This is a genomic window from Vibrio salinus, assembly GCF_021272385.1.
GTDB classification, from domain to species: domain Bacteria; phylum Pseudomonadota; class Gammaproteobacteria; order Enterobacterales; family Vibrionaceae; genus Vibrio; species Vibrio salinus.
This window is the reverse complement of the sequence record NZ_JAJSDZ010000005.1, coordinates 341,825-356,561: the sequence shown is the minus strand read 5'-3', so window position 1 is coordinate 356,561 and position 14,737 is coordinate 341,825. Positions and strand designations below refer to the sequence as shown.

General features: G+C 44.1%; 14 protein-coding genes. 2 read left to right on the top strand and 12 right to left on the bottom strand.

Features of this window, described 5'->3' with window-relative positions:
- Nucleotides 1–204: 204 nt before the first annotated feature.
- The 8 genes from LRQ06_RS01755 to LRQ06_RS01720 all read right to left on the bottom strand — a co-directional run bounded on the left by LRQ06_RS01755 (nt 205) and on the right by LRQ06_RS01720 (nt 10,062).
- On the bottom strand, nt 205–1,167 hold the full coding sequence (locus tag LRQ06_RS01755; RefSeq protein ID WP_232764723.1) for a LysR family transcriptional regulator: 963 nt from the start codon (nt 1,165–1,167) through the stop codon (nt 205–207).
- 421 nt (nt 1,168–1,588) lie between these two features.
- Entirely contained in the window at nt 1,589–2,854 is a 1,266-nt protein-coding gene (locus LRQ06_RS01750; RefSeq protein WP_232764722.1) for a dicarboxylate/amino acid:cation symporter, read from the bottom strand.
- Nucleotides 2,855–3,413: 559 nt separating this feature from the next.
- Nucleotides 3,414–4,220, bottom strand: coding sequence for a tryptophan synthase subunit alpha (gene trpA / locus LRQ06_RS01745; RefSeq protein WP_232764721.1), 807 nt, complete (start codon nt 4,218–4,220; stop codon nt 3,414–3,416).
- On the bottom strand, nt 4,220–5,410 hold the full coding sequence (trpB, locus tag LRQ06_RS01740; RefSeq protein WP_232764720.1) for a tryptophan synthase subunit beta: 1,191 nt from the start codon (nt 5,408–5,410) through the stop codon (nt 4,220–4,222). Before trpB ends, trpA begins: the two co-directional genes overlap by 1 nt.
- A gap of 31 nt (nt 5,411–5,441) precedes the next feature.
- A complete protein-coding gene (gene trpCF / locus LRQ06_RS01735) occupies nt 5,442–6,851 on the bottom strand; it encodes a bifunctional indole-3-glycerol-phosphate synthase TrpC/phosphoribosylanthranilate isomerase TrpF (protein WP_232764719.1) in 1,410 nt (469 codons plus the stop codon).
- 4 nt (nt 6,852–6,855) lie between these two features.
- Complete coding sequence (gene trpD, locus LRQ06_RS01730) at nt 6,856–7,863, bottom strand: anthranilate phosphoribosyltransferase (protein ID WP_232764718.1); 1,008 nt, start codon at nt 7,861–7,863, stop codon at nt 6,856–6,858.
- A gap of 35 nt (nt 7,864–7,898) precedes the next feature.
- Entirely contained in the window at nt 7,899–8,483 is a 585-nt protein-coding gene (locus LRQ06_RS01725) for an aminodeoxychorismate/anthranilate synthase component II (RefSeq protein ID WP_232764717.1), read from the bottom strand.
- Between the two features lie 10 nt (nt 8,484–8,493).
- Nucleotides 8,494–10,062: an anthranilate synthase component 1 gene (locus LRQ06_RS01720; protein WP_232764716.1), complete on the bottom strand. Its 1,569-nt coding sequence runs from the start codon at nt 10,060–10,062 to the stop codon at nt 8,494–8,496.
- 315 nt (nt 10,063–10,377) lie between these two features.
- On the opposite strand from LRQ06_RS01720, the gene rnm reads away from it, so the two are divergent.
- Nucleotides 10,378–11,253 (top strand): RNase RNM, encoded by an 876-nt coding sequence (gene rnm / locus LRQ06_RS01715; RefSeq protein WP_232764715.1) that lies wholly within the window; start codon nt 10,378–10,380, stop codon nt 11,251–11,253.
- A gap of 2 nt (nt 11,254–11,255) precedes the next feature.
- Nucleotides 11,256–11,876 (top strand): L-threonylcarbamoyladenylate synthase, encoded by a 621-nt coding sequence (locus LRQ06_RS01710; protein WP_232764714.1) that lies wholly within the window; start codon nt 11,256–11,258, stop codon nt 11,874–11,876.
- A 66-nt stretch (nt 11,877–11,942) separates the two neighbouring features.
- Here LRQ06_RS01710 and LRQ06_RS01705 read toward each other — a convergent pair whose 3' ends face one another.
- The 4 genes from LRQ06_RS01705 to LRQ06_RS01690 all read right to left on the bottom strand — a co-directional run bounded on the left by LRQ06_RS01705 (nt 11,943) and on the right by LRQ06_RS01690 (nt 14,642).
- Nucleotides 11,943–12,134, bottom strand: coding sequence for a hypothetical protein (locus LRQ06_RS01705; protein ID WP_232764713.1), 192 nt, complete (start codon nt 12,132–12,134; stop codon nt 11,943–11,945).
- A gap of 18 nt (nt 12,135–12,152) precedes the next feature.
- Complete coding sequence (locus LRQ06_RS01700; protein WP_232764712.1) at nt 12,153–12,512, bottom strand: VOC family protein; 360 nt, start codon at nt 12,510–12,512, stop codon at nt 12,153–12,155.
- A gap of 48 nt (nt 12,513–12,560) precedes the next feature.
- Complete coding sequence (locus LRQ06_RS01695; protein ID WP_232764711.1) at nt 12,561–12,941, bottom strand: nuclear transport factor 2 family protein; 381 nt, start codon at nt 12,939–12,941, stop codon at nt 12,561–12,563.
- 678 nt (nt 12,942–13,619) lie between these two features.
- Nucleotides 13,620–14,642 (bottom strand): alpha/beta hydrolase family protein, encoded by a 1,023-nt coding sequence (locus LRQ06_RS01690; RefSeq protein WP_373054802.1) that lies wholly within the window; start codon nt 14,640–14,642, stop codon nt 13,620–13,622.
- Between the last annotated feature and the right edge of the window lie 95 nt (nt 14,643–14,737).

The following is a 14,737-nucleotide window of genomic DNA, read 5'->3' as shown; positions in this document are numbered from 1 at the left end:
ATTATTTATAAATTAAATGCAATTAAACGTTGTTAAATAGAAAAATTAAATGGAGTTTTTTGTATCTTATTCAATTAATTATATTTAATGAATGATTGAGCTTTTATTGTTATAGGAATAAATAATTTAGCTTAAATCTTATTATATAGTGCGGCATTAAATTCTGATTTTTTATGTAAGGATATAATATTCGACTTGAGTAACTTAATGTTGGTTTGGCTGAATATTCGTATTTTCGTGTGATTTTTCCATTTCTTCTTGCAGTATTTTAGCTTCAGCAGGAAGAAAAGTTTCCAGAAACTCTGCAAATTTTGCAGCCGCAAAACTTGGAGGAACTTTTTGGGCCCGGCTTAACTGAAGGTCGGTTTCAATGATGTAAGGTTTTTCAAAGGGGCGGGCTACGAGTTCATTTGCACGTATTTCACGAATGACTGACATTGCAGGAAGAATTAACAAGGCAGATGTTCTTAATGCAACCTCTTTTTGTAGCTCCAAAGATGAGGTTGTAAAGGTTGAGTCCAGTGGCTGAAGACCTGCAACCCTTTGTAGGTGGTCAAAATTCCGCCTGATACCAAATGATCTATCTGGCATTGCGATAGGGTAGTCTTTCATTTTTTTCAGTGGAACCTCTGATAATGTTGCCAGTGGATGGTTGCGAGCCATAATTAACTCATGACGAACTGGTAATTTAAAGCGTATGTCTAGTTGGGGATCGGCTTCGGAGAACATCGTTACAGCCATATCTGTGTTGCCGTTCAATACAGCACTGACAGCATCATGTGCTGAGGAAACGGTTACTGTAATAGTTATTGCCGGATAAAGGGCGTAAAACTGAGCCAGAGCAGGAGCCAACATGGTATGGATGGCGGCGCCATTAACATAAATAGACACGTTCCCCTGTTTTAGTCCACGTAGATCATCAATTGCTTGTCGGGTTTTACTGATATCTCTCATCATTTCTTTGGAACGTTTAGCAAGAGTTTCTCCGGCTGCCGTTAAAGTAATTCCTCTGGCATTCCTTATTATCAGGGGCGCGCCAAAATAGTGTTCCAGGTTTTCGAGTTGACGGCTGATTGCTGTTGGTGATACTCCTAATGTTTCTGCCGCCTGACGAATTGAACGAGAGCGAACAAGTTCATTAAAATAGGTGATTGCTTGCAACTTCATTCTTTATTTAGTTCTCCATTATATTGTTAGGGTCTGTATATGGTAATTTTAAATCCGGAAACGTGTGGAAGTTAATTTACCTCAGTTTTTTCCATAATTACTTTTCCTACTCAAGTATGCAATTCCAAAAATAAAAGACTGGCATCGATTATATGTTTTAGTTAGAAATTTAGATGGTATTTTTCTAGATTAAGAAGAACAGGATAGAGTAACGACTATCTGAATATTGCAGGGAATATCCTGCCTGGACGTTTGGGGTTATTGAGCAAATGCTATCATTTTCTTGCTCTGTGAAAGGGTGGTAATTGATCTTATTATTAGATCAGGAATGTGTTCAAAAAATCCCCGGGGGTTACCCGAGGATTTATGTATGAGAAACAGGTCTGAAAGTCACCTTTAGTGAAATAGAATAAAAAGCGTATTATTCCTGAGTAGCAACTTCGTTGACAGATTCTTCTTCTGTCTGTTCCTGAACCAGTGCATCCACGATAAGTGCACAAGCTGCATCACCGGTTATATTTAGAGCAGTACGGGTCATATCAAAAATACGGTCAAGCGCAAACAATAGCGGCAGACCTTCGATTGGAATACCGGCAGCAAGCAATACAGCCACAACAAGGAAGGTTGGTCCGGGTACGCCTGCCTGACCTACAGCGCCAAGTGTTGATGTAATAATGATTGTGATATAAGCGCCCATGCTTAAATCGATATGGAATAACTGAGCGAAAAATACAGCGACTAATCCGTAGTAGATAGCATTACCCGACATGTTGATGGTTGCACCTAAAGGCAGTACAAATGAGGCTGTCGGGTTACTGACTGCGAGTTCATTTTCACAGGTATCCATAGTGACCGGTAATGTTGCCATTGAGGATGCAGTTGAAAGCGCAACCGCCTGTGGTTTTTTCATTGCAGAGATAAACTTGCGGGCAGAGGTTTTTGTGAAAATCTGAATCATCAGTGGGTAAACGATAAAACCGAAGATCAGAATGGCGGCCATATAGACGACAAACAGTTTTAATACAACAGTCAATGCGCCGAAGCCAAATGTGCCAACCGCTTCTGACATCAGACCGAAAACACCAATTGGGGCGATAACCATCACTTTGTTAATCATCCATACCATGGCATCAACAATAGTGTTTACGCCCTGAATGATGGGCTCTCTTTTTTCTTTGCTTTGTTTGGTAAGTGCAATACCAAAGAACAGACAGAATACAAGAATCTGAAGAATATTTGCATTATTAAGTGACTGGAAAATATTGGTTGGAATCATGCCAATGACCGTTTCCCAGAAAGTAGGCAGGTCACCTTTTGATGCGTATTCTGATGAGAACATACTTTGTACGCCGGAAACATCAATTCCGATTCCGGGTTTAAACATTTCTCCCATCACAAGAGCAAGCGTTACTGCCAGAGCAGACGTTAACGCGAAGTAAGCCAGTGTTGTAACACCAACTTTTCCTGCTGACTGGCTGTTTCCCAATCCAGCTGCACCGGAAATAAGAGCGACTGCAACCAAGGGGATAACAAGCATTTTAATTAAATTGATAAAGATTGCGCCTAAAGGGGCAAACATTGAAGCATTATGCCCCATTGTGGCACCGACAACAGTACCGAGGATCATTGCCAAAACGACCTGAAAGCCGATGTTGGTTAGCAAATTCTTTTCTTTTAACACTTCCATAACCTCTGTGCTACGTAATTAACAACTTCCTGGAATTACCCACTGATTAAATGTCAATTTCTGGATAATGATTCGACTATGCGTTTTACAGATCTATGACGCTTAGATCAAGAGAAATTGTCGTAAAGATCGAATTTATTATAGAAATTAATTATAAATTGAATAAATGTGGATAATTATTTTGCAAAACTATTGCGCAAACGTTTTCTTTCGGGGTGATTTGTAAAAATTGTGAATAAATTCTTTCGAAGAATATGCTGAAAATGACTGATATTTACCAATAAAATAGCGAGTCTGTTGATCTTTTTTCTGTTAATTTTTGTTCTCTATGAACGGGGTTTGATTGAGAGGCAGGGCATGTAGCTTACTCATTCTAAGAAAGCCTGTTCAGATTAACTCTTCGGGCAGCGCTTGATGGTGATTGATTCAGCGTTGGGCCATGATTGATGTAGATGACTACACTTCACATGCCCCGCTTTGCCTAAATCACCATCAACCCGCTGCAAAAATAATTACCAAAGATCATCAGATCCTAGCTATTAATGAGGAAGGATAGAGCTTATTTCTGAGTTGCGGCTTTCATTTTTTCTGTAAATGATTTTAGCTCACTCAGCATAGCTTCCGGATTCTGGTGATAGTTCTCAATGATTTTAACTACCGCAGAACCACTGATTGCCCCAGCCGCACCTGCGTTAAGCGCTGCTTTAACCTGAGCTGGCTCAGAGATTCCAAATCCAAGTAACGCTGGTGGAGCATTGAAGTCCGCCAGCTTGTCGAGAATTTCATGAACCGGCATATTGGCTTTGGTTTCAGCCCCGGTGACCCCGGAACGAGATAGCAGGTAAGTATAACCGGAGCCCAATTCCGCAACCTGTTTTAGTACTTCATCCGAAGCGGAAGGCGGGGCAATAAAGATGGGTTTAATTCCGAATTTTTCAGCCGCGGCAAGGAAATCTTTGCTTTCAGTTGTTGGAACGTCTGCAACTAATACCGAGTCGATACCTGCTTGCTGACAGCGTTGATAAAAGGATTCTATGCCATTAGAAAAAACAAGGTTAGCGTACATCAGAAGCCCTATGGGAAGTTCAGGGTATGCAGCCCGGACAGAAGCAATAATATCAAAGCATTTCTGTACAGTGGTATTGGCGTTCAGTGCCCGCAAATTTGCTCCCTGAATGGTTGGTCCGTCAGCAAGAGGATCGGAGAAAGGCATGCCCAGTTCAAGAGCGTCGGCACCACCTTCTATCAGTGCAAAGATGACATCCTTAGAAAGTTCAGGGTTAGGATCGCCAATAGTAACAAACGGAACAAAAGCGCCCTGATTTTTTTCTGTCAAGCGATTAAACAGCGCAGAATAACGATCCATTATAGAGCTCCTTTTTCTTCTAAGATTTTATTGACGGTAAAGATGTCTTTGTCTCCACGTCCGGACAGATTTACAATGAAAATCTGCTCTTTATCCGGTTCGGAGAAAGCCAGTTTCAGTGCATAAGCCAGTGCGTGCGAGCTTTCCAGGGCCGGAATGATACCTTCGTGTTTTGCTAGATTCTGAAATGCTTCCAGTGCTTCATCGTCTGTTGCATTCTCATACTGAGCACGACCAATTGAGTGGAGATACGCGTGTTGTGGCCCTACGGATGGGAAGTCGAGACCAGCAGAGACTGAATAGGATTCTTCTATCTGTCCGTCATCTGTCTGCATCAATGGCGCTTTCATTCCGAGGTAAATGCCGGTTTTTCCATGGCGAAGAGGCGCTCCGTGCATATGAGTATCTACACCTTTACCACCAGGTTCGACGCCGATCAGTTTTACATCGGTTTCGTCGATGAAATCGGCGAACAGACCAATCGCATTTGAGCCACCACCAACACAGGCAATAACGGCGTCAGGCAGACGGCCTTCCCGGGCCAGAATCTGGTTTTTAGCTTCTTCACCAATCATTTTCTGAAATTCACGTACAATTGTCGGGAATGGGTGCGGACCCGCCGCTGTCCCCAGAAGATAGTGAGTGGTTTCATAAGTGGCGGACCAGTCTCGTAGTGCTTCGTTACAGGCGTCTTTCAGGGTTGCTGAGCCTGCATGTACCGGGATAACTTCGGCGCCCATCAGTTTCATACGAAATACGTTCGGGCTTTGTCTTTCAACATCTTTTGCTCCCATGTAAATCCGGCATTTCAGATCCAGTAGTGCACAGGCCAGAGCGGTAGCGACACCGTGTTGTCCGGCACCGGTTTCTGCGATGATTTCCGTTTTTCCCATTCGTTTGGCAAGCAGTGCCTGACCCAGAACCTGGTTGGTTTTGTGGGCGCCGCCGTGCAGCAGATCTTCCCGTTTCAGATACAGTTTTGTTTTTGTACCTTTGGTAATGTTCCGGGTCAGAGTCAGAGCGGTAGGCCGCCCGGCGTATTCCTGCAAAAGGCCCATAAACTCAGATTGGAACTCAGGATCTTTCTGAGCGTCGACGAAGGCTTTTTCTAATTGTTCCAGTGCTGGGACCAAAATTTGTGGTACATACTGACCACCATATTCACCAAAATAGGCGTTGAGTATAGACATAATGTTTCCTTAAACTGATACGGTTAGGCGTTTAGTATTGACGAAGCTTATCAAACGCCAGTTTTAATTTTTGACTGTCTTTTTTACCGGGTTCACTTTCGACACCGGAGTTCAGATCCAGTCCGATACAGCCAAGGTTGGCTGCCTGTTGAATATTGTCAGGGGTTAAACCACCGGCGAGCATGACCTGGTTGTTTCCTGAAAGTAATTGCCAGTTGAAAGCCTGTCCGGTTCCACCGGAACAGTGACCTACCTTACTGTCACATAAATGGCGGTCGACATTATTTGCAATAAGTTGTGGAATTCGGTCAGTTACACCGTAGGCTTTCCAAATCTGTATGCTATCGGGAAGCGTGGCTCGTAATTTATCAACGTATTTTTGATCTTCGTTACCGTGTAACTGAACGGCGTGTAATTTCAACATTTTGGCCAGATGGCTGACTTCATCAATGGCATGGTTCTGGAATACACCGACATACCGTAAGGATGCACCAGCAATGATGTGTTTTGCCTCTTCATCGGTGACATAACGGGGGGATTTCCCGACAAGGATAAGACCACCGTAAATGGCACCTGCATGGTGAGCTTTGGCGGCATCCTCCGGTGATGTCAGTCCGCAAACTTTGACTTCCCCATAGATCACTTTGCGAACCGCTTTTTCTAAGTCGTCTTCTGCCATTAAAGAACTGCCAATTAAAAATCCGTTCGCATAGCGGCTAAGCTCTCTGACCTGATTGTTGGTGTAAATTCCGGACTCAGAAATAATCGTAACGTCTTTTGGTAGCATTGGTGCCAGATGTTTCGTCCGTTCCAAATCTGTGGTCAGATCTCTAAGGTTCCGGTTGTTGATTCCGATGACCTTCGCCCCGAGTTTTATTGCCCTTTCGGCTTCTTCTTCATTACTTGCTTCAGTCAGAATTCCCATGCCAAGCGAGTGCGCCAGTCCGGCCAGTTCCTGATAGGATCGGTCATCAAGTACAGACAGCATAAGCAGGATAGCATCAGCCTGATAGTAACGGGCTAAATATACCTGATATGTAGAAATCATGAAGTCTTTGCACAGAACCGGCTGAGTGACCTGACTTCTGACCTGATTGACAAAATCCAGATTACCCTGAAAATATTTTTCATCAGTCAGTACTGAAATGGCATTGGCGTAATGTCTGTAAACGGAGGCAATGCCATCAAGATCAAAGTGCTCCCGAATCAGCCCTTTTGACGGAGACGCTTTTTTACATTCAAGAATGAATGCGGTGCTATCCGATTTCAGGGCATCGTAAAAACTTCTGTCTGATGTGGTCACCTGAGACTGAAAACTGTCAAGAGGCTGAACTTTCATTCTTTCTTCAACCCAGACTCGTTTATCTGCCACGATTTTAGCGAGAACTTCCGCCATTTCAGTGTCTTTTGTTGTGATATGTTCAGACAACTTTCCGGTCATTCTTTTATCCTCGTTTCGCTAATTCTTCAACAAGCTCGTATGCTTTACCCGAGTTCATGACCTCGATGGCTTTTGCCGCATTTGCCTTCAGGTCCTCTTCACCAAATAACCGCATCAGCATGGCGACGTTTGCTGCAACAGCTGCAATATGGGCGGGTTGTCCTTTTCCGGTTAGGATGTCTGCAACCAGACGTTTATTTTCCTCTGGGACACCGCCTTCAATCGCAGACAGCGGGTAGGTGGATAAACCAAAGTCTTCCGGTGTCAGGGTGTACTCAATGATTTTTCCATCTTTAATTTCGGCAACCTGAGTTGGGCCATGGATAGCCACTTCATCCAATCCGGAGCCATTGACAACGGCAGCTCGTTTCATTCCCATTTTCAGCATTGTTTTGGCAATGGGCAATATTAACTCTGCACTGTAAACGCCCATTAGCTCAATTCCGGGCCGGGCAGGGTTAATGAGTGGGCCAAGAATATTAAATATGGTCCGGGTTTTCATTGCCTGACGCACAGGCATAGCATGTTTTACCCCTCCGTGATATTGAGGTGCGAACATAAAGGCGACGCCCAGCTCATCCAGTGCTTTGCGGGTGTTTTCGACACTCATCGCCAGATTAATACCGAAGGCATCCAGTAAATCGGAGGAGCCGGATTTACTGGAAACGCCACGGTTACCATGCTTTGCTACTTTAAATCCTGCGGCAGCTGCAACAAAAGCTGAGGTGGTTGATATATTGATGGTATTTGCGCCGTCACCACCGGTTCCGACGATGTCTGCAAAATCGTAGTCAGGGCGTGGGAAGGGTTTTGCATTGTCCAGTAAAGCCTCGACAGCTCCCGAGATTTCGTCAGGCGTTTCGTGCTTTATTTTTAATGCTGTCAGAGCGGCGCCCATCAAAATGGGGTCGAGCTGGCCTTTGATGATGCTATCGAACAGAACCTGGCTTTCGTCTTTCGTCAGATTTTGTTGTTCATATAATTTATTGATAATGGCTTGTTCTGCCGACATAAGATAATTCCTTTGTTAAACCTTTATTCCATTCGTTACTTAGTACCCGTTGCCCAGTTAATGGCATTAGAAAGAAGTTGTGCACCATAGGTTGTCATAATGGATTCCGGATGGAACTGAAAACCGCAGACTTTGTCCTCTTCATGAACGACCGACATGACCAGCCCGTCCACTTCTGCCGTCACCGTTAATGCTTCAGGAATATCATGAGCCACTAATGAATGGTATCTGGCAATGGCAAACGGAGATGGCAGGTTTTCATACGTCGGATGATTGTTATGTTTCATCATGGATACTTTGCCGTGGATAATTTGTCCTGCTCCACCAACAGTGCCACCGTATGCTTCTACTATCGCCTGATGTCCCAGACAGATACCGATGATTGGTGCTTTGCCTTTTAACAGTTCAATGAGTTCAGGCATAGAGCCGGCATTTGACGGCGTGCCCGGACCGGGAGAAAGTACCACAATTGGATCTTTTGCTGTTAGTGCTGCCTGCTCAATTTGTGTGGCTGCAATGCTGTTTCGGTAAACCGTCACTGAGTGCCCCAGAGAACGAAACTGATCGACCAGGTTATAAGTAAAGGAGTCGAAGTTGTCGATAAATATAATGTTAGCCATGAGAATCTCCTTACTTCATCTGATGCGCTGACTGAATGGCTGAAATGACGGCCTGTGCTTTGCCCCGGGTTTCGTCCGCTTCAAATTGAGGAATCGAATCATAGACAACACCGGCCCCGGCCTGAACGTTCGCAATGCCATTTTCGACATAAGCCGAGCGGATAACAATACAGGTGTCCAGATCACCATGTCCCGTCAGGTATCCAACAGCACCACCATAGCTGCCGCGACGTTCTTTTTCATATTTTCTGACCAGCTGCATTGCCCGGATTTTTGGTGCTCCGGTTAATGTTCCCATATTCATGCAGGCCTGATAGGCGTGAAGAGCATCCAAATCAGAACGGAGCTGTCCGACAACCCGGGAGACCAGATGCATCACGTGGCTGTACCGGTCAACTTTCAAAAGATCGGCAACATGACGGCTGCCTGCTTCAGAGATTCTGGCAACATCATTTCTGGCCAGATCAACCAGCATCATATGTTCGGCATTTTCTTTTTTATCCGTCCGCAGTTCCAGTTCGATTCTTCCATCCAAATCTAAGTTTATTGAACCGTCTGAATTTTTTCCGCGGCCACGGGTGCCGGCAATCGGATAAATTTCTATCTGATTGGTTTCTTTTTCGTATTTAAGGGCACTTTCCGGAGATGCACCAAACAGAGTAAAAGCCTCGTCCTGTATATAGAACATATAAGGGCTTGGGTTACTTTCTTTGAGCGTTTTGTACGCGGCTAACGGAGAAGGACAGGGTAAGGTGAAGCGTCTTGACGGGACGACCTGAAAGATATCGCCATTGACAATATATTCTTTCAGTTCGGAGACGGTCTGGCAGTATTCTTCATCGCTGACGTTGGTTGAAACACTCATGTCGGCGATCTGCTCAGCTGCCGGTAGTGTAATTGGGGTGCGGCACTGTTGGCTGATTTCTGCCAGACGCGCATCCAGCAATGTTGGTGAAGCATTATTGCTGTCAAAAATGGTTCCCTGCAACTGACATTTTTCCGCCTGATGATCAATAATCAGCAGGTTTTCGGCAACATAAAACACATAATCCGGACATTTGTTTGTGGCAACAGCGTCTCCGAGTGGTTCGAAATTTGCCACCAGATCGTAGGCGAAAACGCCGCCAATGAAGATCGCAAACTGGCCATGAGCTTCTGAATCAAAACATTGTTGAACCATCCTGATGCCGTCAAAGGGGGAGGCTTCTTTCAGTCGACTGTCTTCGTCCAGTAAATCATTGGCTTTTTCAAAATTAAGGGTGAGCTTTTCTTTGCTCAGGGAATACCGGACTGAGTCGTCCAACTGAGTTTCCAGAAAACGAATCAGGTTCTGGCCATTTTCGGTCAGAGCTTCAAACGTGACTTCTTGTCCGAAACAGACAATTCTTACAGCTGCATCAATAAGGAAGAAACTTTTGGTGTTCTCTTTAGAGTCAATTTCTGCTGATTCCAGCAACAGACAATCGGTTTTATTTTCACATAAAGTATGGAACAGACTGGTTGGGTCTGAGTAGTAAGGGATTGATCTGCTTATAACATTTAGCTTCCCTTTATTTTTTGCATTATCTGAAATTTTCATCCCAAGTTCCCTAAAGTGTATTTTATGTTTACGAGAAGTGTAGAGGATATTTCTGGTTTTCTTTGGCTACTTCCCATAATAAAAAAGTCCGCATCAGCGGACTTTTTTCAGAAATCGTGCACTAGGCATCCGCTTGATAGTTCAAGAAATTACAACGCCACCAACGCCAGGTTTTAAGCGATGGATTACTAAGGGCATTTAACTGTGTCTCAAACTTATGTAGCATAACGACATACCTTTTGTGTATTTGCGTACTAGTAAACTAGTTCGGCAATTAAAAGTCAAGCCTTTATTGGTTAATTACCTAAAAATATTATGAAAATAGATTTACATAGTCATACCACAGCATCGGATGGCCATTTATCACCTGCTGATCTGGTTGCCAGAGCCATTGAATTTGATGTCAGGGTGCTTGCTATTACTGATCACGATACAACTGATGGATTAGCAGAAGCTCAGACTTATATTGATTCTTTGCAGGATCGACCTATTAAACTGATTCCGGGGATAGAAATATCAACGGTCTGGCAGAATAAAGACATTCATATCGTCGGACTGAACATTGAACCGCAGCATCCGGAACTGACCGCCTTTATTCATACCCAGAAGCAGAGGCGTCAGGTGCGGGCTGAATTGATTGCCGAACGTCTGGAAAAAGTGACCAGAGAAGGCGTATTAGAGGAAGTTCAGACCATCGCCGGGGAAGCCTCGATTACCCGGGCGCACTTTGCTAAGTGGCTGGCTGATAATGAGTACGCTAAAAATCTTCAGCAGGTGTTTAAAAAATATCTGAAGAGAGGGAAGCCGGGTTATGTACCACCAAACTGGGGAAGCATGGAAGAAGCGATCAACATTATTCATGCAGCCGGTGGTGTGGCCGTTTTGGCTCATCCGGGACGTTATGATCTGACGGCGAAATGGGTTAAACGTCTTCTGGCCGCGTTTGTTGAAGCCGGAGGGGACGCCATGGAAGTGGCTCAGCCACAACAGGGAATGCAAGAAAGAAGAAATTTATCTGATTATGCTATACAATACAAATTATTAGCTTCACAAGGTAGCGATTTCCATTATCCATCCGCCTGGCTAGAGCTTGGCAGAAATTTATGGCTACCATCGGGTGTTGAACCAGTCTGGAAAGACTGGGGTTTGGACCCGGATAAAATGGCCGACGGGCCTGTTGGCGAGGAGTAGTTATGAGCCAGTATTTTTATGTACATCCGGAAAATCCGCAAGCCAGATTAATTAATCAGGCTGTTGCTATTATTCGAAATGGCGGTGTAGTTGTTTATCCTACTGATTCAGGATATGCACTGGGGTGTCAGCTTGAGAATAAAAGTGCCTTAGAAAGAATTTGTCAGATCAGAAAATTAAACGATAAGCATAATTTTACATTGTTGTGTCGTGATTTGTCTGAGCTGTCGTTGTATGCCAGAGTAGATAATGTGGCGTTCCGGTTGTTAAAAAACAATACCCCCGGTCCGTATACTTTTATATTTAAAGGTACGAAGGAAGTTCCAAGACGCTTAATGAATTCAAAGCGTAAAACCATTGGTATCCGGGTGCCAAATAACCGTATAGCACTGGATTTATTGGAAGCATTAGGTGAGCCGTTAATGTCGACTTCTTTGATCCTTCCCGGCAACGAGACAACGGAGGCTGATCCGGAAAACATTCGTGATCATCTTGAGCATGCCGTTGATGTTATTCTTGATGGTGGATTTTTAGGTGAACAGCCAACCACTGTGATTGATTTCAGCGACGGCTCAACGGACATTATACGTCTGGGAGCTGGCGATCCCGCTCCTTTCGAATAAAGCGTAAACCCTAAGCAAATCGTGTTGGTCAGATAGAACGTTATTTCTGTGGTCAGCACGATTTTGTTATGTCGTTTTTTTATGCCTGTGTGGCAGAGGTTTACGTGTACATCGTTTTGATAAACTCAGAACGACCAGCGAAGACCCGATCAATTTTTCTGTAAAGCCGGCTAAAGAGAGTGGTTCATTCAGCCAGAAGACGCTGATAATCAGACTCAGACTCGTCATTGCCAGAATAATTACCCACTTTCTAACCATTCTTTTGCCTTTGAAATTTTAGGAACGCTGTTCAGACCACACGGCAAATTCGTTACCGCTCGGTTCGGTAAAGTGGAAACGACAACCCCCGGGGAAATCATAGATATTGCGGATAACTTTCCCGCCGTTTCTCAGGATTTTATTAAGAGTATCTTCAATATCGGAACTGTAAAAAACCAGAAGAGCACCACCATTTGCTGTCTGGCTGCAGGTATCTGCATTGAAAAAACCACCATCCAGCCCTTGATTGGAAAATGCTGTGTATTCCGGGCCATAATCGACAAATTCCCACCCGAAGACAGAAGTAAAGAACCGTTTTGTTGCAACAAGGTCTTTTGCAGCAAATTCGACATAATTGAGCTTTTCATGCTGGTTCATGTTTACCACCTCTGACTTTTTATTCTATTGGGTAGGATAACGTGCTTGTTAGTCCTCCATAAGACTAGAATGAGCCGCAATAACCTGCCAATGATTCCCGGTTGTTTTTTGCCATACCCGGGTAAAACGGAACGAACCATTGGCCGGATTTCCGTCATAGGTTCCGAGGATATTCATTTTAACGAAGACAACGGCAGTGTCTTTTTGCAACTTGATTTGCTGCTCATCTACCGAAATATTTAAAATGTGTAGTAGTCCGGATTGATGAGCGCCTAAATCATCATTTTTTCCAAGGACCATTCCCAAATGATTCGTAAAAATCAGTTCAGGGGATAATAGTTGATCCAATACATCGATATCAGATGCAAGCATGGCTTTGCATAACAGGGCTTCAGATTCCTGAATTTGCTCTATTGTGTCTTTTTCCATGAATTTTCCTTTAAGTGTGTTTTTTATTCACCGGGAGTGGTGACGGGATGAAAATAAACAGATTAACAGAACGTTGTGCTCTGTTAATCTGTTTTGACTCATACTTGATCTTACATATTAACGGGTAAGTCACAACTAGGTGTACAGGTAAATTGCTAACTGTGAAACTCATAATTGGACATAAACGTGTCAGTGGGCTTTCTAAATTAGCAACTCACGGATAACTTCAGGTATTGCACACTTCGAATCAAGTGGCCAAATTTACTCAGCCACTACAGTGTCCGAACAAAATTAATGTGATGCTACGTGTGGCCTTTGAAAGTATCATTCTGCTCTTTGCTACTAAGAAGATTATTACTCAATCAAACACATAATGTAGTATTAGATAAGTTAGGTCAAACAAAGATCATAAGGAGCGATGCTAAAACTAGCTCTAAGAAGGAAGGGGGCATTAACTACTTAGAGCCAATGCCCCCAGCGTATTACCCTAAAGATAATATACTGATCCCTGAGACAATGACTGCTCCCCATAAGATACGGCGATACATATTTCCTTCATTCAGGCTTTCCGACTAAGTCGGATTTTCACCGCGAATTTTCTAGAATAACTGAGCAGACGCCCAGTGAATATCGTCAGATTCATTGTGAAAGTAAGGCAACACAATTAACGAGCGCTGATTAATGCAAAAATGTCAGAATATCTTGCAACATTTGCTGATGTAATGCCTTACGGCTGGTACTACCGTCATGGCAGATTATGCCATCACCGGGTTCGGCCTTTTCAAGAAGTGCCTTGGCTCCCGGTTTACAGAGCTGCATAAAGCTAAAGTGTATTGCTTGTTCATAGACTTTATAACGCCGCAGTGTCAGAGGAATAAACTCGGCCAGATAACCGGATTCTTTAGCCTGCGGCAGATCGCCTATATCTATTCCTGCTGCAAGGATTAAAACAGGAATATGAATGGTTTTCAGGCTGGCGGGTAAAAAGCTTCTCGCCAGACCCAGATCAAGACTTACCACCCGTTTTATACGTGAATCATATAACGTGCCAGCTACGGGCTCATTATCCTGCGCTGTTTTGAGGCCAAGTTCGCCCGCCAACCCACAAATGCGAGGGTTGGGCAATAACGCACACTGGTGCTTAAAGGTCGGCCGATCAAATACTGCGCCGGTAAGCTGCATCACCGTCCATCCTCCTAGTGAATGGCCGATAGCGGAGACATCATCGTGATTAATGTTATTTTTCCACTGTTTGTCAGTAAGTAAATAATCCAGTACTCGCGAAATATCCTTTACCCGTAACCACCACTTGGCGGCCAACTCCGGTGGGTGGTTTCGTGAGGTGGTGCCGGGATGATTCGGTGCCGCAACTACATACCCTTTGTGCGCAAGGGCAGCTGCAAGCCAGCTTAGATTTGTCCAGTTTCCCCGATAGCCATGGGAAAGTAAAACCACCGGAGCGGACTGGATATCAATGGTTGCGTTGCGAACAGCTTCAACACCATAAAAAGCGGCATTTTCCCCGATAGCGGAAACCGGACCGGTTTGAGCTGTCGGATACCAGATTGTCACTGTTAACGGGCGGTTCGAACCGGCATTAATTTGCACCTCTTTAAAACCGATATTTTGCGCCAGAGCGACATTAATACTAAGCAGGCATACAAGCAAAAATGACCATATTATGTTCATCACACTCTCCATATTGTTGTTGATTGACAGAAACAGCTGCCAGAGTAATGAATATCAGCTTGTTGTGAGTCCTGAAACCGGATCTAGGACATCCTCAATCAGGATTT